Annotated in this window: 24 protein-coding genes; 17 read left to right on the plus strand and 7 right to left on the minus strand. The window is 34.8% G+C overall.

Annotation, left to right across the window (positions count from 1 at the left end; genetic code table 11):
- On the plus strand, nt 1–370 hold a 370-nt coding region (locus PHF25_02920), incomplete at its 5' end, for a hypothetical protein (GenBank protein ID MDD4526972.1).
- A 26-nt stretch (nt 371–396) separates the two neighbouring features.
- On the opposite strand, the gene PHF25_02925 is transcribed toward PHF25_02920, so the two are convergent.
- The 3 genes from PHF25_02925 to PHF25_02935 form a co-directional block, all read right to left on the minus strand.
- On the minus strand, nt 397–912 hold the full coding sequence (locus tag PHF25_02925) for a hypothetical protein (protein MDD4526973.1): 516 nt from the start codon (nt 910–912) through the stop codon (nt 397–399).
- A 73-nt stretch (nt 913–985) separates the two neighbouring features.
- Nucleotides 986–1,780, minus strand: coding sequence for a nucleoside triphosphate pyrophosphohydrolase (mazG, locus tag PHF25_02930; protein ID MDD4526974.1), 795 nt, complete (start codon nt 1,778–1,780; stop codon nt 986–988).
- Between the two features lie 18 nt (nt 1,781–1,798).
- A complete protein-coding gene (locus PHF25_02935) occupies nt 1,799–2,773 on the minus strand; it encodes a SurA N-terminal domain-containing protein (GenBank protein ID MDD4526975.1) in 975 nt (324 codons plus the stop codon).
- 61 nt (nt 2,774–2,834) lie between these two features.
- Here PHF25_02935 and PHF25_02940 point away from each other — a divergent pair, with 61 nt between their 5' ends.
- From PHF25_02940 to PHF25_02985, 10 genes are all read left to right on the plus strand, one after another.
- Complete coding sequence (locus PHF25_02940) at nt 2,835–3,443, plus strand: MBL fold metallo-hydrolase (protein MDD4526976.1); 609 nt, start codon at nt 2,835–2,837, stop codon at nt 3,441–3,443.
- Nucleotides 3,444–3,536: 93 nt separating this feature from the next.
- Nucleotides 3,537–4,592 carry a heat-inducible transcriptional repressor HrcA gene (gene hrcA / locus PHF25_02945; protein MDD4526977.1) on the plus strand — a complete coding sequence of 352 codons (1,056 nt, stop codon included), beginning with the start codon at nt 3,537–3,539 and terminating at the stop codon, nt 4,590–4,592.
- A 26-nt stretch (nt 4,593–4,618) separates the two neighbouring features.
- Entirely contained in the window at nt 4,619–5,230 is a 612-nt protein-coding gene (grpE, locus tag PHF25_02950) for a nucleotide exchange factor GrpE (protein ID MDD4526978.1), read from the plus strand.
- 22 nt (nt 5,231–5,252) lie between these two features.
- Entirely contained in the window at nt 5,253–7,157 is a 1,905-nt protein-coding gene (gene dnaK, locus PHF25_02955; GenBank protein ID MDD4526979.1) for a molecular chaperone DnaK, read from the plus strand.
- A gap of 62 nt (nt 7,158–7,219) precedes the next feature.
- Nucleotides 7,220–8,383, plus strand: a complete 1,164-nt coding sequence (gene dnaJ / locus PHF25_02960; protein ID MDD4526980.1) for a molecular chaperone DnaJ — start codon at nt 7,220–7,222, stop codon at nt 8,381–8,383.
- 24 nt (nt 8,384–8,407) lie between these two features.
- Nucleotides 8,408–8,590, plus strand: coding sequence for a hypothetical protein (locus tag PHF25_02965; protein ID MDD4526981.1), 183 nt, complete (start codon nt 8,408–8,410; stop codon nt 8,588–8,590).
- Between the two features lie 55 nt (nt 8,591–8,645).
- Nucleotides 8,646–9,569 carry a PfkB family carbohydrate kinase gene (locus tag PHF25_02970; protein MDD4526982.1) on the plus strand — a complete coding sequence of 308 codons (924 nt, stop codon included), beginning with the start codon at nt 8,646–8,648 and terminating at the stop codon, nt 9,567–9,569.
- The gene (locus PHF25_02975) at nt 9,562–11,712 is read left to right on the plus strand and encodes an HAD-IIB family hydrolase (protein MDD4526983.1); all 2,151 of its coding nucleotides are present in this window, start codon (nt 9,562–9,564) and stop codon (nt 11,710–11,712) included. The genes PHF25_02970 and PHF25_02975 overlap by 8 nt, the downstream gene beginning before the upstream one ends.
- A gap of 70 nt (nt 11,713–11,782) precedes the next feature.
- A complete protein-coding gene (locus PHF25_02980; protein MDD4526984.1) occupies nt 11,783–12,112 on the plus strand; it encodes a hypothetical protein in 330 nt (109 codons plus the stop codon).
- Nucleotides 12,100–13,593 carry a hypothetical protein gene (locus tag PHF25_02985; GenBank protein ID MDD4526985.1) on the plus strand — a complete coding sequence of 498 codons (1,494 nt, stop codon included), beginning with the start codon at nt 12,100–12,102 and terminating at the stop codon, nt 13,591–13,593. The genes PHF25_02980 and PHF25_02985 overlap by 13 nt, the downstream gene beginning before the upstream one ends.
- 7 nt (nt 13,594–13,600) lie before the next feature.
- Here PHF25_02985 and PHF25_02990 read toward each other — a convergent pair whose 3' ends face one another.
- Nucleotides 13,601–14,023: a hypothetical protein gene (locus PHF25_02990; protein MDD4526986.1), complete on the minus strand. Its 423-nt coding sequence runs from the start codon at nt 14,021–14,023 to the stop codon at nt 13,601–13,603.
- Nucleotides 14,024–14,155: 132 nt separating this feature from the next.
- Between PHF25_02990 and PHF25_02995 the strand changes: the two genes are divergently transcribed.
- The 4 genes from PHF25_02995 (at nt 14,156) to PHF25_03010 (ending at nt 18,020) form a co-directional block, all read left to right on the plus strand.
- Complete coding sequence (locus PHF25_02995; GenBank protein MDD4526987.1) at nt 14,156–14,860, plus strand: prepilin peptidase; 705 nt, start codon at nt 14,156–14,158, stop codon at nt 14,858–14,860.
- The gene (locus PHF25_03000; protein ID MDD4526988.1) at nt 14,857–15,276 is read left to right on the plus strand and encodes a hypothetical protein; all 420 of its coding nucleotides are present in this window, start codon (nt 14,857–14,859) and stop codon (nt 15,274–15,276) included. The genes PHF25_02995 and PHF25_03000 overlap by 4 nt, the downstream gene beginning before the upstream one ends.
- Nucleotides 15,270–15,572 (plus strand): hypothetical protein, encoded by a 303-nt coding sequence (locus tag PHF25_03005; GenBank protein MDD4526989.1) that lies wholly within the window; start codon nt 15,270–15,272, stop codon nt 15,570–15,572. Before PHF25_03000 ends, PHF25_03005 begins: the two co-directional genes overlap by 7 nt.
- A gap of 66 nt (nt 15,573–15,638) precedes the next feature.
- Nucleotides 15,639–18,020 carry a sucrose synthase gene (locus PHF25_03010; protein ID MDD4526990.1) on the plus strand — a complete coding sequence of 794 codons (2,382 nt, stop codon included), beginning with the start codon at nt 15,639–15,641 and terminating at the stop codon, nt 18,018–18,020.
- A 2-nt stretch (nt 18,021–18,022) separates the two neighbouring features.
- Here the strand turns inward: PHF25_03010 and PHF25_03015 are convergent, their stop codons facing one another.
- From PHF25_03015 to nadC, 3 genes are read right to left on the minus strand one after another with little or no spacing between them, the layout of a single operon-like run.
- Nucleotides 18,023–18,925: an ROK family protein gene (locus PHF25_03015; protein MDD4526991.1), complete on the minus strand. Its 903-nt coding sequence runs from the start codon at nt 18,923–18,925 to the stop codon at nt 18,023–18,025.
- Nucleotides 18,919–19,842 carry a methionyl-tRNA formyltransferase gene (locus PHF25_03020; GenBank protein ID MDD4526992.1) on the minus strand — a complete coding sequence of 308 codons (924 nt, stop codon included), beginning with the start codon at nt 19,840–19,842 and terminating at the stop codon, nt 18,919–18,921. The genes PHF25_03015 and PHF25_03020 overlap by 7 nt, the downstream gene beginning before the upstream one ends.
- A gap of 40 nt (nt 19,843–19,882) precedes the next feature.
- Nucleotides 19,883–20,746 (minus strand): carboxylating nicotinate-nucleotide diphosphorylase, encoded by an 864-nt coding sequence (gene nadC / locus PHF25_03025; protein ID MDD4526993.1) that lies wholly within the window; start codon nt 20,744–20,746, stop codon nt 19,883–19,885.
- A gap of 63 nt (nt 20,747–20,809) precedes the next feature.
- Between nadC and paaI the strand changes: the two genes are divergently transcribed.
- The gene (paaI, locus tag PHF25_03030) at nt 20,810–21,223 is read left to right on the plus strand and encodes a hydroxyphenylacetyl-CoA thioesterase PaaI (GenBank protein MDD4526994.1); all 414 of its coding nucleotides are present in this window, start codon (nt 20,810–20,812) and stop codon (nt 21,221–21,223) included.
- Between the two features lie 335 nt (nt 21,224–21,558).
- Nucleotides 21,559–21,999, plus strand: a complete 441-nt coding sequence (locus tag PHF25_03035; protein MDD4526995.1) for an Hsp20/alpha crystallin family protein — start codon at nt 21,559–21,561, stop codon at nt 21,997–21,999.
- The last annotated feature ends 300 nt before the right edge of the window (nt 22,000–22,299 follow it).

Here is a 22,299-nt window from a genome sequence, read left to right on the forward strand (position 1 = left end):
AAACTATCGTTGGACCAATTCTCCAGTAATTATGTATTGCGAAATCATCCCAACTAATTATCAATTTGAAATCTTTACTAAGATACAGAAATTCAATAAAACAAGTAAAATTAAAGAAGCAAAGTATCAATCCTCTAGTATGACAATTTCTAGCCCTGTGCCCTATGAAATCACTTATTGGTCAGTTAAAGACTTGGTGTATGAGTATGTGACCTACTTTTCTTTGAATAATGACTATGTTGGTTCCATTGTACTAAGTGCCAAGAAGAACGAAACATTATTGTTATATCTAGAGGACTATAAAGTTATTTTGCAAAATTTTGCTAAAATCGCAGGTAGTTTTACAAAAGATAACAATAGTATAAATTGATAGCAGTAATAATTAGCTTAAGGTTTTCAGAGTCCCCATTCGTCGTCCATCCAAGCTAATCGTTCTGTTAAATTAAACCATTGGCACATATCTTTTTTAGATTCTTTGGTACAAGCATTTAAGTCTAGTTTATCTTTTATTTCAATTTCGATTGAGGCAAAAAGTTCTTCCCCATTATTCAGTTTAGCTGAATGAAAGGAGATGATTCTAGGTTGCCCTTTGGTGTTAACGCACCCTTCGGGTATTGTTATTTTTTGTTGTAGATAGATATTGTGTATTTCTTCTGGAGTACCCATTAGCTCATAAAGCTCTTCTAAGGACAGAGTTCTTCTGTGGGCATCGTCAGAATCAAAAACACCATCTGTAGTGCAGATTGACCAGAAGGTTGCGATTCTTTTATTGGCTGTCACGGTATTTTCATAACCACCGTGTTTTCCATCCATGAAAAAAATAGCCTTGAGAAGGAGGCCTTCTAGCGTTCCATGATGAACAATTTTAGTTGTTACATAATTTGGCTTTATGCTAATGATTTTATTTTCCACTTAGTTGCCTCCAAACAAAGACTATATTAATTTATCGTAATGATTGAAGAAAAAATGCATACAATGTGGGGATTTATTTTTTTAAAGCTTTTTTAGCTTCTTTCCAGAGAGCGTCCATTTCTTCAAGTGAAGCATCTTGTAATTCTTGATTAGTTTTTTTAAGCGAATCTTCAATGTAGGTGAATCTGCTCATAAATTTATTGTTTGAAAGTTGGAGGGCTTCCTCAGGATCAATATTAAATTTCCTAGCAAGATTTACTAAAGAGAACAAAGCATCACCAATTTCTTCTTTAATTCCTTCAATATTATCTTTTTTTATATCTGTTTTGATTTCTTCGATTTCTTCGTGAATTTTTTCCCATACTCCCGCAACATTTGCCCAATCAAAGCCAACTCTAGCGGCTCTTTTTTGAAGCTTTTCAGCTCTTAATAGGGCAGGTAGGTTTTTCGGAATATTTTTTAAAAGAGACCCTTCTTCTTTTTTTTCTTTTTTTTCTTCTCGTTTGATTTCGTCCCAGTGTGTCCAGACATCAGCAACAGAATTTACTGTTGTGTCTGAAAAAACGTGTGGATGACGACGGATCATTTTGCTATTAATATGTTCAGTTACAGAAGCTAACGAGAACGAATTATTTCTTTCAGCAATAGCGGCATGGAAAACAACATGGAACAGCAAGTCGCCTAGCTCTTCTTCCATTTTGGCAAAATTGTTTTCATCAATCGCCTCAAGGAACTCATATGTTTCTTCAATTAAGTAATGTTTTAATGAGGAGTGGGTTTGCTCTCTGTCCCAAAGACAACCTTCTGGAGACAAAAGATTGTGCATAATTTCCCAGAGTTTTTTGTATTCTACTAAATATTGTTCCATTCAAGACAGCTCCTTCTTTTATTTTTTGATATTGCCTGTAGTTTCTTTCGGTTCCATTTTGCTGAATAAAAGTAAATTGGCTGTATTAAAGTTCTCAGCTGGAAAAAGGTTTTCATTTAGCGCCAGAGCACTTCCCTGTAGTTTCTTTTTTAGCCAATGTTGATAGGCTTGGGTTTTTTTCTCATTTTTGATTGCCAAGGTTATTTGCTTTGGAATGGCTGTAAAGTCAATATTTATGGAATTAAGCTTTATGATAAAAAAGTTGGTTTTATCATACTCTAATAAAGGGGAATTTTCTCCAACAGAGATTACCTTAAGAAGTTCCTGTATATTTTTTGTTATGTCAACTTCGTAAACATTTTGACTAATTAAAGATAGTTTTTTGTTTATCAAAGATTTGTTGAAGTCGACTTGTTGATTGTCTTGAAGAGAGACTAAATACTTTTTATTGCTTGTTACCAAAAGGGAAATATTATACTTGAAAGGTAGTTCTCCTAAGTCGTTTTGCTGAAAATGTTCTTTCAGGTCGTCGGTTGTGATTGTAATATCAGTGGTGGAAATATATTCAATAATTTTCTTTTTTAGAATCTCTTTTTCCAAACTAGCGACCAGTTCTTCAAAGCTAATCTTTTGGTCTTTAAATATTTTCCAGAAACTTTTTTCATTAGGAAATCCGTTTTTTATTTGTTCTATTTTTTCTTGAATTTCTTTTGTACTAACTAAAATATTTTTTTGGTTAGCATATTTTTTTGTAATAGCTTCTTCTAATAGTTCATCCAGAACAGCTTGTTTAATTTCTATTATTTCTGCGTGATCAAGTGGTTTGTCTTGAAATAATTGATAGGATTTATAATTATTTACAAATTGATTAAAAATAACATTAAATTCTTTGGTGCTAATAATGGTGTTATCAACAGTGATCGCTGTTTCTGTAGCTTGAATAAAACAAAAAGCAATAAGTATGAGCGAGATTCTAGTTATTTTTTTCAACATAAGCCAATTATATCATTATTTCTTGTCAGATAGAGCAGTTTTTAATACTATTATGCGTATCATGCAAATATTTACAGTCAAAGTAGGAGTAATCGACACAAATTGCTATATTTTAGTAGATTCCAAGGATAATTGTTGGATAATTGATCCTGGTAATGATTCTAAAAAAATAATAGAAGTTTTAGAGAGAGAAAAGGTCTCCCCTAGTAAAATATTATTAACTCACGGTCACTTTGACCATATTGAGGCAGTTGCTAGATTGAGGCAATTGTTTCCAGAAGTGACAGTTTATGTCCACGCAGAAGATATTCCCTTTTTAACAAATAATAAGATATGGGAAGCCTATTTGGGTAGACCATTAATAGACGCTAAATATGACAAAACAATTAATGAGGGTGACTTTATACAACAAGGAGGGCTTAGCGCCAAGGTTATTTCTACTCCGGGACATTCTGCTGGGTCTGTTTGTTACTTAATTGGTAATAATCTTTTTAGTGGTGATACTTTATTTGCTTTTGGAGGAATAGGCAGAACAGACCTTTGGAATAGTTCCGCTTCAGCTATGCGGTCATCTTTAAAAAAGCTTTTGGAGATAGAAGAAAACTTAACGGTCTATCCGGGTCATGGTCCATCTTCAACATTAGACCATGAAAAAACGTATAGACATTAAACTGTTTAATATTTGTACACTTATTGTCAGGACTGTTCATTTTTTAAAGGAAAGAAATTGGCAGTCGTTCGAGATGAGTGCTAAAATAAGCTCATGCAATATTTAGATAGACAAGAAATAATAATGAGCAAGTTGGTTGAGAATTACGTGGAAACATCTTTACCCGTATCGTCAAATCAATTGGTTGATAATATTGGAATAAATGTTAGTAGTGCCACTATTCGCAACGACCTGATGAAGCTAGAACAAGAAGGATATGTTCAACATCTGCACACTTCTTCTGGGAGAGTTCCCACCGATAAAGGTTACAGACTATATGTTGATAAGCTGATGTTTTTTTCGGAAGTTCCAAACGAAGAAAAGGTAGTTATCCAAGATGCCGTTAGTTCAGTGTATTCAAGTATAAATAGTTTATTGTTAACAACAGCAGAGATACTTTCTGATTTATCAGAGTATCCAGTAATCATAGTTACAGAAAGCTTTAAACAAAATACAATCAAATTTGTTCAAGTGGTTTTATTAAACATGCATCAGATAATGGTCAGCATGCTGGATAATTATGGTGACTACTATCAAGAAATAATGTCACTACCACACGATACAGTAGTATCACAGCAAGAGCTTAATAAAATATCTGAATATTTAAATAATATTTGCGGAGATTGTCCAGTAGCTTCGTTGGAAGAATTGTATAGCCAGAGTTTTGGTGAGTTAACAGCAAGGTTTTCTTCATATACTGAGGTTTTAAGACAGATAAGCAAAGTGTTTGAAAGAGGAAAGTCCTTGTTGAGCAATAATAAAGTTATAAACAAAACAAGTAACAAGCTTTTTTTACAGCCAGAGTTCCAAAAGATAGGGGCACTTAAAAATGTTCATTCGGTGCTGGAAGATGAGGCAAAAATTGTTAAACTTTTTTCAGATATTGTGCTAGAAAGTAATGGCGACATTAAAGCGCTGATAGGTAAAGAAAACCGAACAAATGGACTAGAAGATGCTTCTTTCGTAGCGGGTAAAGTAGCGATTGGGGAAAAGGATGTTGTCGGAGTTGGCGTTCTTGGTCCCACAAGAATGAAGTATGGCAAAGTTTTTGCACAGTTAAAGAATGTAATGAAGAGCCTGGATGATAAGGTTAAGAAAATATTCATTTAAAAAAATAGTTATAGGAGGTGAAGAATTTGATAGAAGAAGAACAAGAAGAGGTGGAACAATCAGAGCAGGAAGTGGAACCATTTTTTGTAGATGTTGACAGTAGGTTAGCTGGAGATGACAAACATTCTAAAAACGTTAAGCAAGATAAGTCATCAAAAGTTAAAGCAAAAAAAATTGTTGAGGACTTACAGCTCAAAATAGTAGACCTTGAAAACGCCAATAAAGATTTGCAGGATCAGTTTCTTAAAAAGAGAGCGGAATTTGAAAACTTTAGAAAAAGGATGGAAAAAGATAAAGAAGATTTTGTTAAATATTCTTTAGAAAAGTTTATTAAGGAATTAATGCCGATTTTGGATAGTCTTAATGTGGCTTTACATCCAAACAATATTCCAGACGAGCAACTGAAGGTCTTTGAAGGTTTCTCGCTTATCTTTAAACAGTTTGAGGACTTGTTAGAGAAAAGCGGAGTTCAGGAGATAACTGCACTTGGAGAGAACTTTGACCCTAATGTGCACCAAGCGATTTCTCAAGAAGTTTCCGAAGAGTTCGAGAGTGGTAAAGTTATCAAGGAATATCAAAAAGGTTACAAGTTATATGATAGGCTACTAAGACCATCAATGGTGGTAGTAGCGGAGTAAAAATTCGAAAGGAGAAAGAAAAATGGGAAAAGTTATAGGAATAGACTTAGGTACGACAAATTCATGTTTTGCAGTTATGGAAGGCGATAAGCCGGTAGTAATCAATAACTCAGAAGGAGGCAGAACAACACCTTCAATTGTTGCATTTGCAAAAGACGGAGAAAGATTAGTGGGGCAGGTTGCTAAAAGGCAAGCAGTTACTAATCCTTACAATACTGTTTTTTCTATTAAGAGATTTATGGGAAGAAAAGAAGCTGAAGTAAAAGTAGAAGAAAAAATGGTGCCTTTTAAGGTAACAGCTGGGAAAAATGGAGATGCAGGGATTGATATTTCTGGTAAGCATTATAGCCCGCAAGAAATTTCAGCCATGATACTAAAAAAGTGTAAGGTAGATGCCGAAGCTTATTTAGGAGAAGCAGTTACTCAGGCAGTTATTACTGTGCCGGCTTATTTTAACGATAGTCAAAGACAAGCAACAAAAGACGCAGGGATGATTGCAGGGCTTGAGGTTTTAAGAATTATCAATGAACCAACAGCAGCTGCGTTGGCTTATGGCTTGGATAAAGGTAAAGGTAGCCAGAAGATAGTCGTTTATGACTTTGGTGGAGGCACGTTTGATGTCTCTATTCTGGAGTTGGGCGATGGAGTCTTTGAAGTGTTATCAACTAATGGAGATACGCATTTAGGTGGAGATAATATAGACCAAACTATTATGGACTGGTTAGTAGCAGAATTTAAAAAGGATAATGGAGTTGATCTTTCTAAAGACACAATGGCCATTCAAAGATTAAAGGAAGCAGCAGAAAAAGCGAAGATAGAGCTTTCTTCTACAAGCACAACAGATATTAATCTGCCATTTATTACTGCTGACCAAAATGGTCCAAAGCATTTGAACATAGCTTTAACAAGAGCAAAGTTTGAACAGATGATTGAAAAATACGTCGAAAGAAGTATTGAGCCATGTAAAACTGCCTTAAAAGATGCAGGTGTTTCCACCAAAGACATTGACGAGGTTATTTTAGTTGGTGGTACAACACGTACTCCAATTATTCAGGAAAAAGTAAAAGCATTTTTTGGTAAGGAACCAAACAAAGGAGTTAACCCTGATGAATGTGTTGCTTTAGGGGCAGCGATTCAAGGTGGAGTTCTTTCTGGTGATGTTAAGGATATTGTTTTACTAGATGTCACTCCTCTTTCCTTGGGTATTGAGACGATGGGTTCTGTTTTTACAAAGGTTATTGATAAAAACACAACAATCCCTGTTTCTAAGAGCCAAGTATTTAGTACTGCTGCGGACAGTCAACCAAGCGTTGAGGTTCATGTATTACAAGGAGAAAGACCAATGGCGAAAGACAACAGAACCTTGGGTAGGTTTCATTTAGATGGAATACCTCCAGCACCAAGAGGCATCCCTCAAATCGAAGTAACCTTTGATATCGACGCTAACGGTATTGTTAATGTAAAAGCTGTTGATAAGGGTACAGGCAAGCAACAGAAGATTACTATTACTAACTCCTCAGGTTTGAGCAAAGAAGAGATTGCGAAGATGCAAAAAGAAGCAGAAGAACACGCTGAAGAAGACAAGAAAAAGATGGAAGAGATTGAGGTAAGGAATAGTGCTGATAGTCTGGTTCACCAGTCCAAGAAATTGCTAATTGATGCCAAAGATCAGATTAATGCTGAGCTTAAGCAAAAAATTGAAGATGCCACAAAAGATGTTGAAGAAGCATTGAAAGGCACGGACAATGATGCAATTAAGCAAAAGACAGAAGTACTTCAACAAGCAGTGTATGAAGTAAGTACGCAAATGTATCAACAAGCTCAATCAGCTGATGGCGCAGAAGGTGCAGAACCAGCACCAGAACCAGAAGCAGAGAAAAAAGAAGATGACGGAAACGTTGTAGACGCAGAATACGAAGAAAAATAGAGCGTACACAAATTAGCCCCTGGCATAAACACCGGGGGCTAACTTATTAAGGAGACAAGTAAATGGCGAATAAGGATTACTATGAGGCTCTTGGATTAAAAAAAGAAGCCTCGGAAGTTGAGATAAAAAGTGCTTTTCGACAAGCCGCAAGGAAGTATCACCCAGATGTTTATAAAGGAGCCGATAGAGACGATAAGTTTAAGCAAATCAATGAAGCGTATCAGGTTTTGAGTGATCCTAATAAAAAAAGACAATATGACCAATTTGGTTCTGCAGACGGTATGGATTTTGGTAATGCCGGAGGAGCAGGATTTAATGGTTTCGGAGATATGTTTAATAATTTTGGAGATATGTTTGAGGGGTTTGGTTTTGAAGGCTTTGGTGATATTTTTGGTGGTTCCAAAGGAGCAGCATCTGGCAGAGGAAACGTAAGGTCCAAAGGTGAAGATTTAAGGGTAGACCTTAGTATTACTCTTGAAGAAGCAGCTAAAGGTGTTGATAAGCTTTTATCAATTAGAAGGCTTGAGAAATGCACCAAGTGTGGTGGCTCTGGCTCAAAAGACGGTAAGACTCCCCAGGTTTGTAATACTTGTGGAGGTAGAGGAGAGGTTAGACAAACTAGACAATCTTTTTTAGGTATGATGAGCACGGTTTCGGTTTGCCCTACTTGTCACGGTGAAGGTAAGGTGATTAGCTCGCCATGTACTGATTGCAGTGGTTCAGGTAGAGCAGTTAGAAGTAAAGACATTAACGTAAAAGTTCCTGCAGGTATAAGGACTGGTTCTAAACTGAGACTATCTGGAGAAGGAAACATCGGGCAACGTAATGGCACAAACGGAGATTTGTTCGTTTACATAAATGTTAAAAATCATGCTCTTTTTGAAAGAGATGGAGATGATTTATATATGAAGCACAAAATTAGTTATTCACAGGCTTCGCTTGGAGCCAATGTAGTTGTTAAAACTTTATTTGGAGATGTTGATTTAAAAATTCCTGCTGGCACGCAACCAAACACATCTTTTCGTCTCAAGGCAAAGGGAATGCCTCATCTGGGCAGAACAGGACAAGGCGACCAATATGTTGCTGTAGCCGTTAATGTCCCGACAAATTTTACTAATGATGAAAAAATGATTTTAGAGTATTTGGCAAGCACAAGGGGAGAGAAGACTGAGCTAACAAAAAAATATGGAAACATTAAAGAAAAACTAAAAAAGATTTTTTGTTGAGAACAAAACAAAGGGGGGATTAGTGTGAAGAAGAAAACGCTTTGTGAAATAGTAAAAAAGGGTCAGTTAAAAGATAAGACAAAAAAGTATTTAAATAAAGTCTCTGAGCCTAAGTATATTTGTATGGAGTGTGGCAGAGTTGCAAACAAAAAATCAGTGTTATGTTCGCCTGCTAAATGGAGCGACTTTCAGAACACAAAAGAATAAGTGCTATAATAACTCTTGTGAATGAATATATACGTCTAGGATCAAGGGTTTAATTATGGATGGAGAAGTAAAGAAAACATTAGTTATTGGTGAAGTGCTTTATGACATTTTCGAAGATAACGGGTATGAGAATTTAGGTGGAGCACCTTTTAATTTTGCCTTCCATCTTAATAAATTTTTAGGTAATGTAAATTTTATTAGTGCCATTGGACAAGATGTTCGAGGTCAGAAATTAATTAAGCATCTCAAGCAGCTTAATTTTCCAATCAAACATATCCAGCATTTAAAGGATTTTCAGACAGGAATAGTTAAAGTGATTTTAGCTGGAGAAGGCATCCCTTCATATAATATTGTTGAGGATGTGGCTTATGACCAGATATCTTTAACTCCTGATGTTTCTCAATTGATAAATGAGAACAAAGACCTTTTGTACTTTGGTACCTTGGCTCAACGAAGTGAAGTCTCAAGACAAACAATCAGACAAATTATCCAAAAAACAAACGTTAAGATAAAGTTTTGTGATCTTAATTTAAGAGATAACTGCTTCAATGATGAGATTATTGAATTTTCATTACAAGCATGTACTTTTCTGAAAATAAACGAAGATGAGTTAGCACAGATAAACAAAGAAGAACGGTTTGGAAATAGTAGAGAAAAAATACTCAAAAACATCTCAGAAGAGTATAATATTGAGAGCATTTGTGTAACCTTAGGAGAAAAGGGAAGCTTGCTTTATTCAAATGGGCAAACATTTATTAAGGTTATCGCTAAGGAAGCGGTCGTTGATACTGTTGGTGCAGGTGATGCTTTTTCTGCTATGTTAATAACTGCAATTTTGTTGGGAAAAGAGCCAAAGGACGCTCTTTATTTAGCTTCAGATTTTTCTTCTAGAATCTGTCAGATAGAAGGAGCTATTCCTGATAATGATGAGTGGTATGAAGCAAGCAGAGAGGAATTAAGGGTAATAAGTGGTGAATAAAAAAATAAATGTTTTAGTAATCAATATTCATGGTCTGTTTCGTAGTCAAAACTTAGAGTTAGGTAGGGACTCGGATACAGGAGGTCAAACAAAATATGTGTATGAGTATGTAAAAGAGTTAGGTAAAAATCCTAACGTAGAAAAAGTACATGTAATGACCAAGCTTCTTGAAAATAAAAGGTATTCTACTGATTATGCAAAAGAAGAAGAAAAGATATCTGAGAATGTGTGTATTTATCGAGTAAAAGCAGGCGGTAAAAGATATATAAAAAAAGAAAAACTATGGAAAGTATTAGATGAGTTTGTCGAGAACGCAATTGGGGTGATTATTGAAAAGGGTTTAGAGATAGATGTTATTCATAGCCATTATGCTGACGCTGGTTATGTTGCAAGGGAATTGTCTAGTATTTTGGATGTTCCATTTGTGCACACAGGACATTCCTTAGGAATTCCTAAACAGCACAGGTTACAAGAACATGATATGACAGAGCAAGAGATTGATGAGGCTTTTAACATGAGATATCGAGTGATGGTTGAGGAAAAGATTATTCAAAGCGCAAGCCTAATAATTACTTCCACACAACAGGAAATTGATGAGCAGTATGGCTTGTATGATTCATTCAAAGAGGGCAATTATGAAGTAGTTCCTCCAGGGATAGATACTGCTAAATTTTTTCCATATTATTTTTTGAATGATAGATCTTTTATTGAAAGAGAAGAATATCAAGAAAGCATGAGTGTTAGAGAGCATATCAGAAAAGAACTAAAAAGATTTTTTTCTAATCCCAATAAACCAATAATTTTGACAATATGCCGACCAGAAAAAAGAAAAAACATTGAAGGGCTTATTGAAGCTTATGCGCAAGACCAAGAATTGCAAATGATAGCCAATTTAGCAATCTTTGCTGGAATTAGGAAAGATATAACAGCTAAGAACAGTCAAGAAGGTAAAGTTTTAACGGATATGCTTCTTGCCATGGATAAGTATGATTTATATGGAAAGATGGCTATACCCAAAACACACAATTTTGAATATGAAATACCAGAATTATATAGATATGTAGCCGAGGCAGGTGGAGTATTTGTTAACTCGGCTTTTATTGAACCCTTTGGTTTAACGTTACTGGAAGCTGGTGCAGTTGGATTGCCAATTGTTTCTACTGATAATGGCGGACCAAAAGATATAGTTGAGAGCTGTAATAATGGTGTTCTTGTTGACGTTAGTGATCCTGCAGAAATTTCTGCAGCCATCAAGGGGGTTTTGGTGGATAGAAAGATATGGACGATGTATTCAAGCAATGCGGTAAAAAATATCAGAGATAATTACAGTTGGGAAAGCCATTGCAATAGATTCATTCACCATTTATTTGATAAAAATATTTTAGATAAGAAGCAAAGAAAACCATCAATCAAAGATAAAATGTTTAATTTTAAGAAAATGATCATCACAGATATAGATAATACTCTTCTTGGAGACGACAAAGAGTTGAGTAAGTTTCTTGATTGGTTTAAAGCAAATGAGCAGAAGATTGGCTTTGGTGTTGCAACAGGTAGAGACATAGATTCAGCTTTAAATATCTTGAAGGAAAACAAGGTTCCAACTCCGCAAGTACTTATAACTTCTGTTGGCACGGAGATTTATTATTTTAATAACAATAAGTTGGTTTTTGACAAGAGGTGGAATTCTTTTTTGAGTGATGAGTGGGAAGCAGAGAAGATCAAAACTCTTCTGCAACATTTTGATTTTTTGACACCACAACTTGACCAACGGGAACTAAAGATAAGTTATAATATTGACGACTATAGTTACAGCAAAATTAAGAGCATGCATCAAATGTTAAAAGAGAACGGAGTCAGGTACAAATTAGTAGTTGCAGAGGGAAAATACATTGATATCCTTCCCTATAGAGCATCTAAATATAAAGCAGTTATTCATGTGTGTAATAAGTGGAAAATTAACAAGGATAATGTTTTGGTGGCTGGTGATTCTGGTAATGATAGGGACATGCTAACAAAGATGAGTAATGGGGTTGTTGTTGCGAATTACCAAAAGGAGCTAACTGGCATAAAAGGCGTATATTTTTCTAATCAAAAATTTGCGGGCGCAATTTTAGACGGGTTAAAGCATTATAATTTTATATAAAACATTAAAACACTAGTATAATATAGGTAAGTTGTGTTAATTTATTATTACTTCTTAAGGGGGTAAAGCAATGGCAGGTTTGTCTCCTATTGATTTTTCTCTTCTTGCGCAACAACGCTCGGATGTTTCGAAGATTGCTGGCGATGATTTTTTAAAGATACAGCAACAACAGCTAGCAGCGGTGATGCAGGATGAACAGGAACTAAAAAAAGAACAAGCATCTAAGGTTGAAGAAAAAGGGCTTGTGGCAATTGATTCGCAGAATGAAGAGTCAACAGGGCAAGAATATAGTAAAGAAAATGAAGAAAAGAAACAAAAAGATATAGTTAACGAAGAAGATTATTCATATGTGGAGTATGATGATCCAGATCTTGGGAAGGTTGGAGAATGGTTAGGTTAGATTTTCTAAAAAAATTTGTATTAATATGTGTGGCTTCAACCTTTTGTTATGCGAATTTTGATTTTACTGCTCAAGAGATGACAGAAAAAAATCAAGTGGTTGGACAAGTTTTATATAAGGATAATGTAGTTATTCCTTTATACACAACAGGTCCGTTTGTAACTGAATATTCTAGAGCACAAATGACAGCATATCGATTAAACGAGTATCTTCAAAACTATGAGGACATCAGTAAAATAAAATTTTCTTATCCTGAGAATACGTATACAGCATCAATAGGCGGTAGAAATTTATTTTCGATTTATAAAGAAGACGCCAAACAGGGAAACACAAGTGTTGAGGTGTTAATGTCAGAATGGATTAACAACCTCAAAGTAGCGATGATGACAAAGATTACTCAAGCAGAAGTTCCGGAAACAAACCCAGAAGTTAAGTCAGTAGAGCCTGTGCCTATAAAGAAATCTATAAAAGTAGCTGAAAACAATAAAAAAACTGTTAAAGAACAGGTAATTAGCGTAGATACAGAACAAGTGGTAAATGTATTAGAAAACAAAGTTGATAAAGATTTATTTATAGAAGATTTTGATGAACGTTTAACCAAACTTGAAGCCAAGGTTGCTAAGCCTCTTAAAAAAGGTAAATCAAATTTTTTGCTTTGGATTGTTGCGCTTCTTAATTTAGGGTTGGGCATATATTTGGTGTTTATTTATCAAAAAATAAAGAAAAATCTGGGTAGTTATGAAGAGGTAGAAAAAACAGGCAGAATGGAAGAAATCGAAAACTCTGTGAGTGTCTTAATCAAAGAACTTAAAGATGTCTCTGGTGAGGTAGTAGACAATACAATCAAGAATATAAAAGAAGTAAAACAAGAAACAATTCAGGAGGAAGAACCTGTAGTTGCTGAAGAAGCGCAAGAAGAACAACAAGAAGAAATAAAGAAGCAAGTTGAAGAAGAGATGGACATTGTCCCAGACGTAGAGGTAAAAGAAGAAAAGCCGTTAGCAACTAATATTGGTATCGTAGAAGAAGTCAGTGTAGCTGATAGCTTAGAGGAAGCCTTAGAAGCCAACCAGAAACCTCTAGAAGTAATTAAAGAAGAAGACGCAAAAGAGCTTGAAGCCGTTGTCCAACACAAGCAAGAAGAAAAGAAGGAAGCCACAAATAAGACAGCAAAAACGGATGCAGAGAAATTAGCCGAGGAGCTAGATGGAGGCAAGGATGAGCCTGTTATTAATAATCCTAGTCAGACAAACTTGTCAGGAGTTGGTATGGCCGAGTTGTTTAAAATACTTAGTCAGTTAGACAAGGATATTAGAGAAGAAGTTAAAACAATGTTAAATAATAAATCATTGAATAAAAATGAAAGAATTATTAAGTTGAAACATTTAGAATTGGATACCGAATTAATTGCTAAGGTATTAGGGATAGGCAAAGAAGAAGTTAGCTTGGTTATTCAATTAAACGATTTAGAGGCAAAATAAACTGATTTTATAAGTAGGTACTTAGAGTTGAGTTGCCGTCTATTTTATAAGGGTCAAATTCATCAGCAGGAGATATTCCAAATGGGTCGTTATTTGCAAAAGATGACGAGATGCCCTCTCCAGTAAATCCTTGCTGAATTTCTTCAATAGCCTCAAGAATTTCTTTATCTACCAAATCTTTTATATCTGGCATCTTTTGTTCCATTTTGTCTAACGCATCGCTTATTTTATTTTTTAAATCAGGATTAATTTGAACATCTTGAGCTAGCACGTTGAGTTTTGCGAGTTCTAATTTCGCTTGCACTGGTGTAAGAATTTGGTTTTGAAGTTTGTTGATTGTATCCTCAATATCTTTTTGAGCTTCAAGTTGTTTTTTTTCTTCAACTTTTTGAATAAAACTTTTGGTATCTATTTTACTTGCATCACTCATAATAAAATCTCCTTTAGTTAATAGCAGAATGCTGACTAATACTTATAACGTAAACAATATATATTTTATTGTATCAAAGATATTTGGTTTATTCATCTTTTCTAGGAAGACAATAAGCATTACAATGGGTATATGGGTTTTATGTGGTTGATAATAGGATTATGTGTTGGAAGTTTTCTGAACGGGGTTGCCTATAGAGTCACAGCTGAAAAGAATTTGTTTTCGGCTCGTTCGGTTTGTTCTGGGTGTGAGCGGAAAATAGCTTGGTATGATCTTATTCCTGTAATAAGTTGGTTTGCGTTAAAAGGAAAATGCCGAAACTGTGACAGGAAGATACCCTTTAAGTATGCGGTTGTTGAACTTTTCGTGGGATTGGGAACGTTTTATTTGTTTAAAGATGGACAAATTTCTTTATTTTTAATTGTTCAGTATTTTTTTCTTTTAAGTTTTTTTCTCAATGTTTTGACGGATGCGATAAGTTTTTCAGTATATGATCCCTTTCTATATTTCATGGTTACTTGCGGATTGTTGTTGGCGTTACTCAAAGGTAACTTTGTGAATGCATTATTGTCGGGATTACTTGTTGTGATGTTAATTGCAACCGCTTCATATGCAGTTCAGCTGATTATAAAAAAACAATCCATGGGTTCAGGAGATTATTTTGCTTTTTTTGTGATAGGGCTTACTTTGCCATCAAGCCAAATTCTTGATCTTATGCTTTTTTCTTCTTTGTTTGGTATCGCAGTTTCTGTAGTAATGAAAAAGAAAGCCCTTCCTTTTTTCCCTTTGTTGTTTTTTGGGTATCTGTTTGTTTTAGTTGGAGGACATTTAGTATGAAATTAAATTTTAAAAAAGGTGTAGCTTTGTCAGAAATGCTTTTGACCATAGCAATTATAGCTGCGATTACAGCAACAGGGTTATTTGTTTACAGAGGAGTATTAACTTCGCTTAGTTTAAATAATGAGACAGAATTACTACAACACCATTTGAAGAACGCTCAAACTACCGCAGAGATGTATAGTCGAGAGGTTAAGTGGGAAATTAAAGACAATAAATATAGGATTTTTGATGTTAAAGATGATACTACGCTAAAAGAAAGGTTGATTCCAAAGCATATTAAGGTTCAGGCTGAGAGCATAGAATTTAATGAACAGATTCGCCCCAAACAAGGCACAACAATCACCTTAACAAGCGGGAAGAAGTCTAGAAAAATAACAATAGACCCATCTACTGGTAGGATTCGTTTGTGGTAAACAAGAAAGGCTTTTTGCTTTTCGAGCTAATGGTTTTTATTTCAGTTATTAGTTTTTTTATTATGTCTTTTTTTATTTTTGAAGTAAATTTTTTAAAGACATCAAAAAACATTAAGCAACAACAAGAGCAGATAAAATTATTGAAAAATGATTATTACTTGGCAATGACTGCTAAAGTTGATGAGCTGATAATTTTGCCTAAGTATTTTGTGGAAACAATCGATAGCAATAATTATAAAATTAAGGTTATTAGTGACAATGTTTTCGCTGATTTATTTGTTATTCGTAAAAAGTAACTTTTTCCAAAAGGGTTGTCTCGATAGAGGTAAGTCGTTAAGATAAATTATATTAGGGGGAAAATTATGTCAGGATTGCCGATTGAAATACAAAAAATTAAAAATGAACTATTAATAGCTTTTTTTATTTTTATTAGAACTAAAACAAATAATGTTTTTATTCTTAGGAATGATTTAGCAAAATATATCAAAGAGTTTAGCAAAGACAAGCAAGACAGTTATTTGGTTAAGTTTATTTATAATTTACAAGAAATGATTATGTTGGAACAAGAATATATTGCTGTGTATCGATATGATATTGCAAAATACCATTTTTATCGATTTGTTCCTGAACAAGATATTTTGTTTGAAAACATCAGCATTGATAAATATCTTGATTGGAGAGATTCCATAGTTTTGAAAAATGGAGAAAAAACAAAGCTAACATTAGACTTTATGCCTTTTTATGATTATTCTCCAAGCATCAAAGACTCCAATGATTTAGGAAACGGGATAAAGTTTTTAAGCAAGTATATGTCTAGTAATTTTTTTCAGAATCCCAACAAGTGGAATTATTTGTTGTTTGAATTTCTTAGTCTTCATTCTATTGAGGATCAGCAATTATTATTAGATTCTAAAATCATTAAAAACAGCAACCAGCTGATGAGTTCAGTAAGGTTTATCTTGGATTTCTTAGAGCATCAAGCAAATGAGCAAAGCACGGATAGTCAGTTTTGGGATGAGATGGATTCTTTGGGTTTTAGAATGGGTTGGGGTAATTCACCTGAGCGAGTAAAAGACACTATGATGCTTTTATCTGATTGTTTTAACGCCCCAGACTCTGATAAGTTGGATATGTTTATTTCAAGAATTCCGATGATTTCTAAAATAGTATTATTTTCACCACATGGTTGGTTCGGACAAAAGAATGTGCTGGGAAAACCAGACACAGGCGGACAAGTTGTGTATATCTTAGATAAAGTTAGATATCTTGAGCAAACATTAAAGAATAGTTTACACCAAGCAGGGATTAGCATTATTCCCAAGATTTTAGTAGTAACCAGGCTGATACCAAATGCAGGAGACACTGACTGCAATGTGCCTAAAGAAAAAATAGAAAACACAGAGAATTCTTGGATAATTAGGGTTCCTTTTAGACACTCAAACGGGGATATTCATCAAGAATGGATTTCTAGGTTTCATATTTGGCCTTTTCTAGAGACTTTTGCTCAAGAGGCAAAAGAAACAGTTTTAAAAGAATTTAATGGTAACCCAAATCTGATTGTTGGTAATTATTCTGATGGCAATTTAGTTGCCACTATGCTTTCAAAAGAGTTAGGTGTTATGCAGTGCAACATAGCTCATGCTTTAGAGAAATCTAAGTATCTTTTTTCAGACCTTTATTGGCAGGATATGGAAAATGATTATAATTTTTCACTGCAATACACGGCAGACCTTTTGTCTATGAACATGGCTTCTTTTATTATTACTAGCTCATTTCAGGAAATAGCAGGTACAGCGCAAGAGCAAGGACAGTATGAATCTTATTTAACATACTCCTTGCCGGGTTTGTATCATGTTAGAAATGGCGTTAATTTGTTCCACCCTAAATTCAACATTGTCCCACCAGGCGTGCCGGATGATACTTTTTTCCCTTATTATGAGCAGGAAAGGCGAGACCATGCAGAGCGAGATGAGTTGAATAAAATAATTTTTGATAACAAAGATGAGTCTACCTATGGGGAATTAGAAGATAAAAAAAGGGTGCCTATTTTTTCTTTAGCAAGAATAGATAAAGTTAAGAATTTGTCAGGCCTAATAGAGATTTTTGGCGTTAACAAAGAATTAAGAAAAAAAGCTAATCTGATAATTATTACGGATAAGATATCGTTGGAAATATCCAAGGATGAAGAAGAAAAGAATGAAATTGTAAGAATGTATGAACTTATAAAAAAATATAATTTATATAAAAACATTCGCTGGGTGGGAATTGGTGCGTTATCTAGAAAGAGATTGGCTGAGGTTTATAGGCTCATGGCCGATAGAAAAGGTGTGTTTGTGCAACCAGCGTTGTTTGAAGCTTTTGGGTTAACCATACTTGAATCGATGAGTTCAGGAGTCCCAACCTTTGGGACTAGGTTTGGTGGTCCGTCTGAAATTATCAAAGACGGATTGAGTGGAATCTTAATTAATCCTACAAATATTACAGAATCAGCAGGAAAGATAAATAGCTTTATTACCGCTGTGATTAAGGACGAAAAAGTGTGGAACCAGATGTCAGAAGAAGGGATTAAGAGAGTTGAGGAGAGCTTTAATTGGAATTTATACACAACAAAACTATTAAGCCTCACAAGGATTTATGGTTTCTGGAAATTTACTGTTTCAGATAAAGCCAAGCAAAAGATGTGGCTTTATTATGATGTAGTTTTTGATGATTTATTTAGAAAGCGACTTCCCAAAGAGTACTAACGTTATTCTTTGTCAGAAATTAATAGCTTAACTGCTCCAAACAGTCCTGCCTCATCCCCCAGCATAGATAATTTGATGTTTGGTTTTACCAAGGCACGAGCGGTTGCTACTGGTTCTATTTTTTTTAACAAATACTCGCCGATTGCTTCGGGCACTCCACCACCGAGCACAATAACTTCAGGGTCTAAGCAGTTAACTAAGCTCCCAATGGCTTCCCCTAAATAGTAGGCAGATTGCTTGACTGCATCTTTAATTATTTTGTTTTGCTTTGCAATGCCTGTTTTTAGTGTCGAACTTTTAAGAATAGAATTAAATTTCATCCCCTGTTCTTCCATAAACTTTTGCATAGCTATTTTGGAAGCATAAGCCTCTAAACAGCCATATTCGCCACAATTACATTTTGGACCATCAAAGGATAGCTTCATGTGCCCGACTTCTCCGGCAATGCTCTGTGCGCCCTTAAGTAGCTTATTGTTGATGATTACCGCACCACCAATGCCTGTTCCTATAAATATTCCCAAAGCATCCTTATGTCCAGCAGCGGCACCCATCCAATGTTCTCCGAGCATTCCAACATTAACATCATTGTCTATGGCAATATTATTAATTCCAAAATCTTTTTGGAGTTTCTTTTTTAAAGGAAAGTTTTCAAAGGGTAGGTTGGGTGAAAAAGTAATTTCTCCTTTATCGTTAACTCTTCCAGGTATACCGATGCCAATTCCCTCAATATTTGATGTTTTTTTTAGAAGAGTTGAAATAACATTTTTTATTCGAGCATAAACTTCCTCTTGGTTTTGACTGGCATTAGTTTTGATTTTCTCTTTAGCTATAATTTTTTTGTCAGAAATAATCGCTCCAAGGATTTTCGTTCCACCGATATCGAGTGCTAAGTAGTTTTTCACCATGCTATAAATTTATCTCCTATCTTTACTTTTTCGTATTCTATAAAGTCACTGCCTGAAAGTAAATATTTTTTTCCAACAACAAGAATATTAATAATTATCGCACCATTACTACATTTTACCATAGGCCCATCTGGTGTTAGACCAACGGTTTCTCCATTTGCTTCTTTTCCTGTTCCATAGTAGTGAGTTTCTGTGGCTTGATAAATGGCGACTAGTTGTTTTTTATATTGCGACAAAGCTCCATTAAAAGGATTTAATGCCCTAATCCTGTCTACTATTTTTTTTGTTGGCCAATCCCAATGTATAAAGGTTTCGTTAATATATGGCTTTGGTGCTTTTGGATAAACTCCAGTATCTTGAGGTGTTCCTTTAATAGCGTTTGTTTTTATAAGTTTCAATAATTCTTCTAACATATCAGCAGCAAGTTTTTCTTGTTTTAAAATTACCATTCCACACGTATCTTTAGGTAAAATAGGGATTTCTTGTTGGAGAATAATATCCCCAGCATCAAATTCTTTTGTAAGAAAATGGTAGGTTATGCCTGTTTTTGTTTCGCCGTTAGCTATAGTCCAAAAATAGGGGTTTGATCCTCTATAAGCTGGCAGAAGGGCTGGGTGCATATTGATGCCCTGCTTAGCGCAAGCTAACAGTTCTTCTCCAATTTTTTGAGGAAAAGTGTAGGTCAACAGTAAATCAGGCTTAATCTCTTTTTTGACAATAGAGATAAATTCTGGATTATTAATCTTATCAAAGCAGTAGACTGGGATTTCGTTTTCTTTACAAATTAGCTTTAAGTTTTCTATATCTTGGTTGGCCAGAGGGTAGACAACAAAGGCAACAGGTTTCTCATTTAAGGAGATTAAACGCTTTAGTCCTTTGACCGCAATTTGTGTTATACCAAACATTAAAATACGCATAGTTTGATTTTACTTAATTACAGGAAGCTTGTAAAAGCATTTAAGATAATAACAAAGAAAGGTCTAACGTTTTTGCTGAATGTGTTAGCCTTCCAACGCTTATTCTGTCAGGAAATAGCTTTGCTTTTGCTTCTAAAGTTGCCTCGTCAATGCTACCAGAGATTTCTGTTTTTATATTAGGGTAGTTTTGTTTAATATAATTTATGCATTTTTGCGTAATGTCATCAGTCATATTATCAAGCATGATTATATTAGGATTCTCTTTGCAGGCTTCTTGCACTTCTTCCAATGTTTCTGTTTCTATTTCCAGAAAAAAATCAGGGCTTTGGATTAGCTCAGCATATTTTGGAGATTTTTTAATGTTTTGGATTGCCTTTTTAATACTTCCAGCTGCTTTTATATGGTTTTCTTTTATTAAGATTGCATCGAATAGCCCAATTCTGTGGTTTTCGCCACCGCCGTCTAACACTGCTTTTTTTTGAAGAAGCCTTAGCCCAGGTATTGTTTTTCTAGTGTCTAGAAGGGAAACGGAATATTTTTTTAAGATAGATGTATATTTATTGGTAAGACTAGCAGTACCGCTTAGTTGTTGAAGGTAATTAAGAATGGTTCTTTCCAGCTTAAGAATTTCTTGGCAATGGCCAGTTAGTTCTATTACGATATCGCCTTTTGTCACTTTTGTTCCATCGTCTTTATAAATTGTGTATTTCAGTAAAGAGTATTCATCTAAAATATGTTTCACAGGTAACATCCCACTAATTATGCCAGTTTCTTTTGCTAATATTTTAGCTGAAGCAATGTCATTGTCTGGTATCGTTAACAACGAGGTTATGTCTCCTGCGCCGATGTCTTCTTCAAGTGCATTCTTGACAGATATTTTTATTTCTTGCATTAAATTATTCATAGCAAGCAGTATAACATATTGATTTTTGTTGGGTAAATTCAAAAGACGAAGTACAATACAAAGATGGAAGAAAATATTAAACAAAAGTTAAAAGACTTTTTTTATAATGATGAATTTGCCAGAACAAGCGGTATCAGTATTATAGACATGTCTGAGGGTTACGGAAAGACAGCCATGATCGTTGAAAAAAGACATCTTAATGGTGTTAGGATTGTTCAAGGTGGTGCGGTTTTTACTTTAGCTGATTTGGCTTTTGCTTTGGCTTCTAATTCTCGTGGTAATGTTTCAGTTGGACTCAATAATTATATCAATTACATTAAGCCTGCTTTTAAAGGCGACATCCTGACCGCAGAAGCTACTGAAGTTTCTAGAGGCAGAACAATAGGAACTTACGAAGTAAAGATTACTAATCAAAAAGGTGAGCTTGTTGCTACCTTTCAGGGAACTTCTTATATTAAGAAAGATATTCTTTTTTAGATTTTATAAAACTTCTAACGCTAGTGTCCAATTTTTATACATAATTTAACTCCATCAGCCAGGCATCACTTCGACATTTCAATATGCTCAATGCATCGCTTCGCTTAGTGACCATTTCTACCAGTTCGCTCAACATATGAAGCATAAGCCCTCTCTTTTGGAGAGGGTGGCGACACGTAAATTTCTTAAAAGATACTAATAAGTTACGCTGGGAGAGGTTTGGCAAAGTATTTGCATATATAAAGGTGAAAGCATTAAATATTCCTCTAACAAATAAGTCGCCTGTAGGGGGATTGGGGACTTGGGATTTAGGGGGCCGAAAGGAGATGGTAAAAATGGGTTTAATAAAATACAGAGGATACGATCCGCTAAGAGAGTTTGATGTGTTCAATGGTTTTTTTGATGCATTAAATACTTATTCTGCTGGAAATAAAACAGGAGGAATGAGGTTTGCTCCAAAGACAGACATTAAGGAAACAGAGAAGGAATACATTATCCAAATGGAAACGCCTGGTTTAAAAAAGGAAAAAATAAAAATTAATGTTGTTGATAATGTGTTGAGCATAGAAGCAGACGATGAAGCAGAAAAAGCCGAAGAAAGAGAGCAATACATCAGCAAAGAAATTAGAAAGGTTTCCTTCAAAAGAAGTTTTACTTTACCTGAAAATGTTAAAGGTGAACAAATTAACGCCACAATGGATAACGGAATTCTCGAGGTAGTAATTCCTAAGGCAGAAGCCAAGAAGCCTAAAGAACTAGAAATCAAAATCAAATAAAACCTCCTTGGTTTTCATCTAAAAAAGAAACCCCATCTTCCCCCAAGACGGGGTTTCTTTTTTAGTATTGAATCTAATTGTCCTCTCCCAGCAGAAGGTAATTATGTTTTTATAAGTAACCGAATAGACTGCTAACCCTCTCCATTAGTAAGAATGGAGAGAGTGACGGCACCAAACTTTTTTGAAAATGCTTATAACTTCCGTCGGGTGAGGCGTGTTTTTATATTAATTTAATATGGTGTATTCACCGTTCACTCAAAATGAGCTAAAATGAAACATATCTAATTTAAGAAAAAAGGA

This window comes from Candidatus Margulisiibacteriota bacterium (assembly GCA_028706105.1).
Lineage (GTDB): Bacteria > Margulisbacteria > Riflemargulisbacteria > GWF2-35-9 > DYQY01 > DYQY01.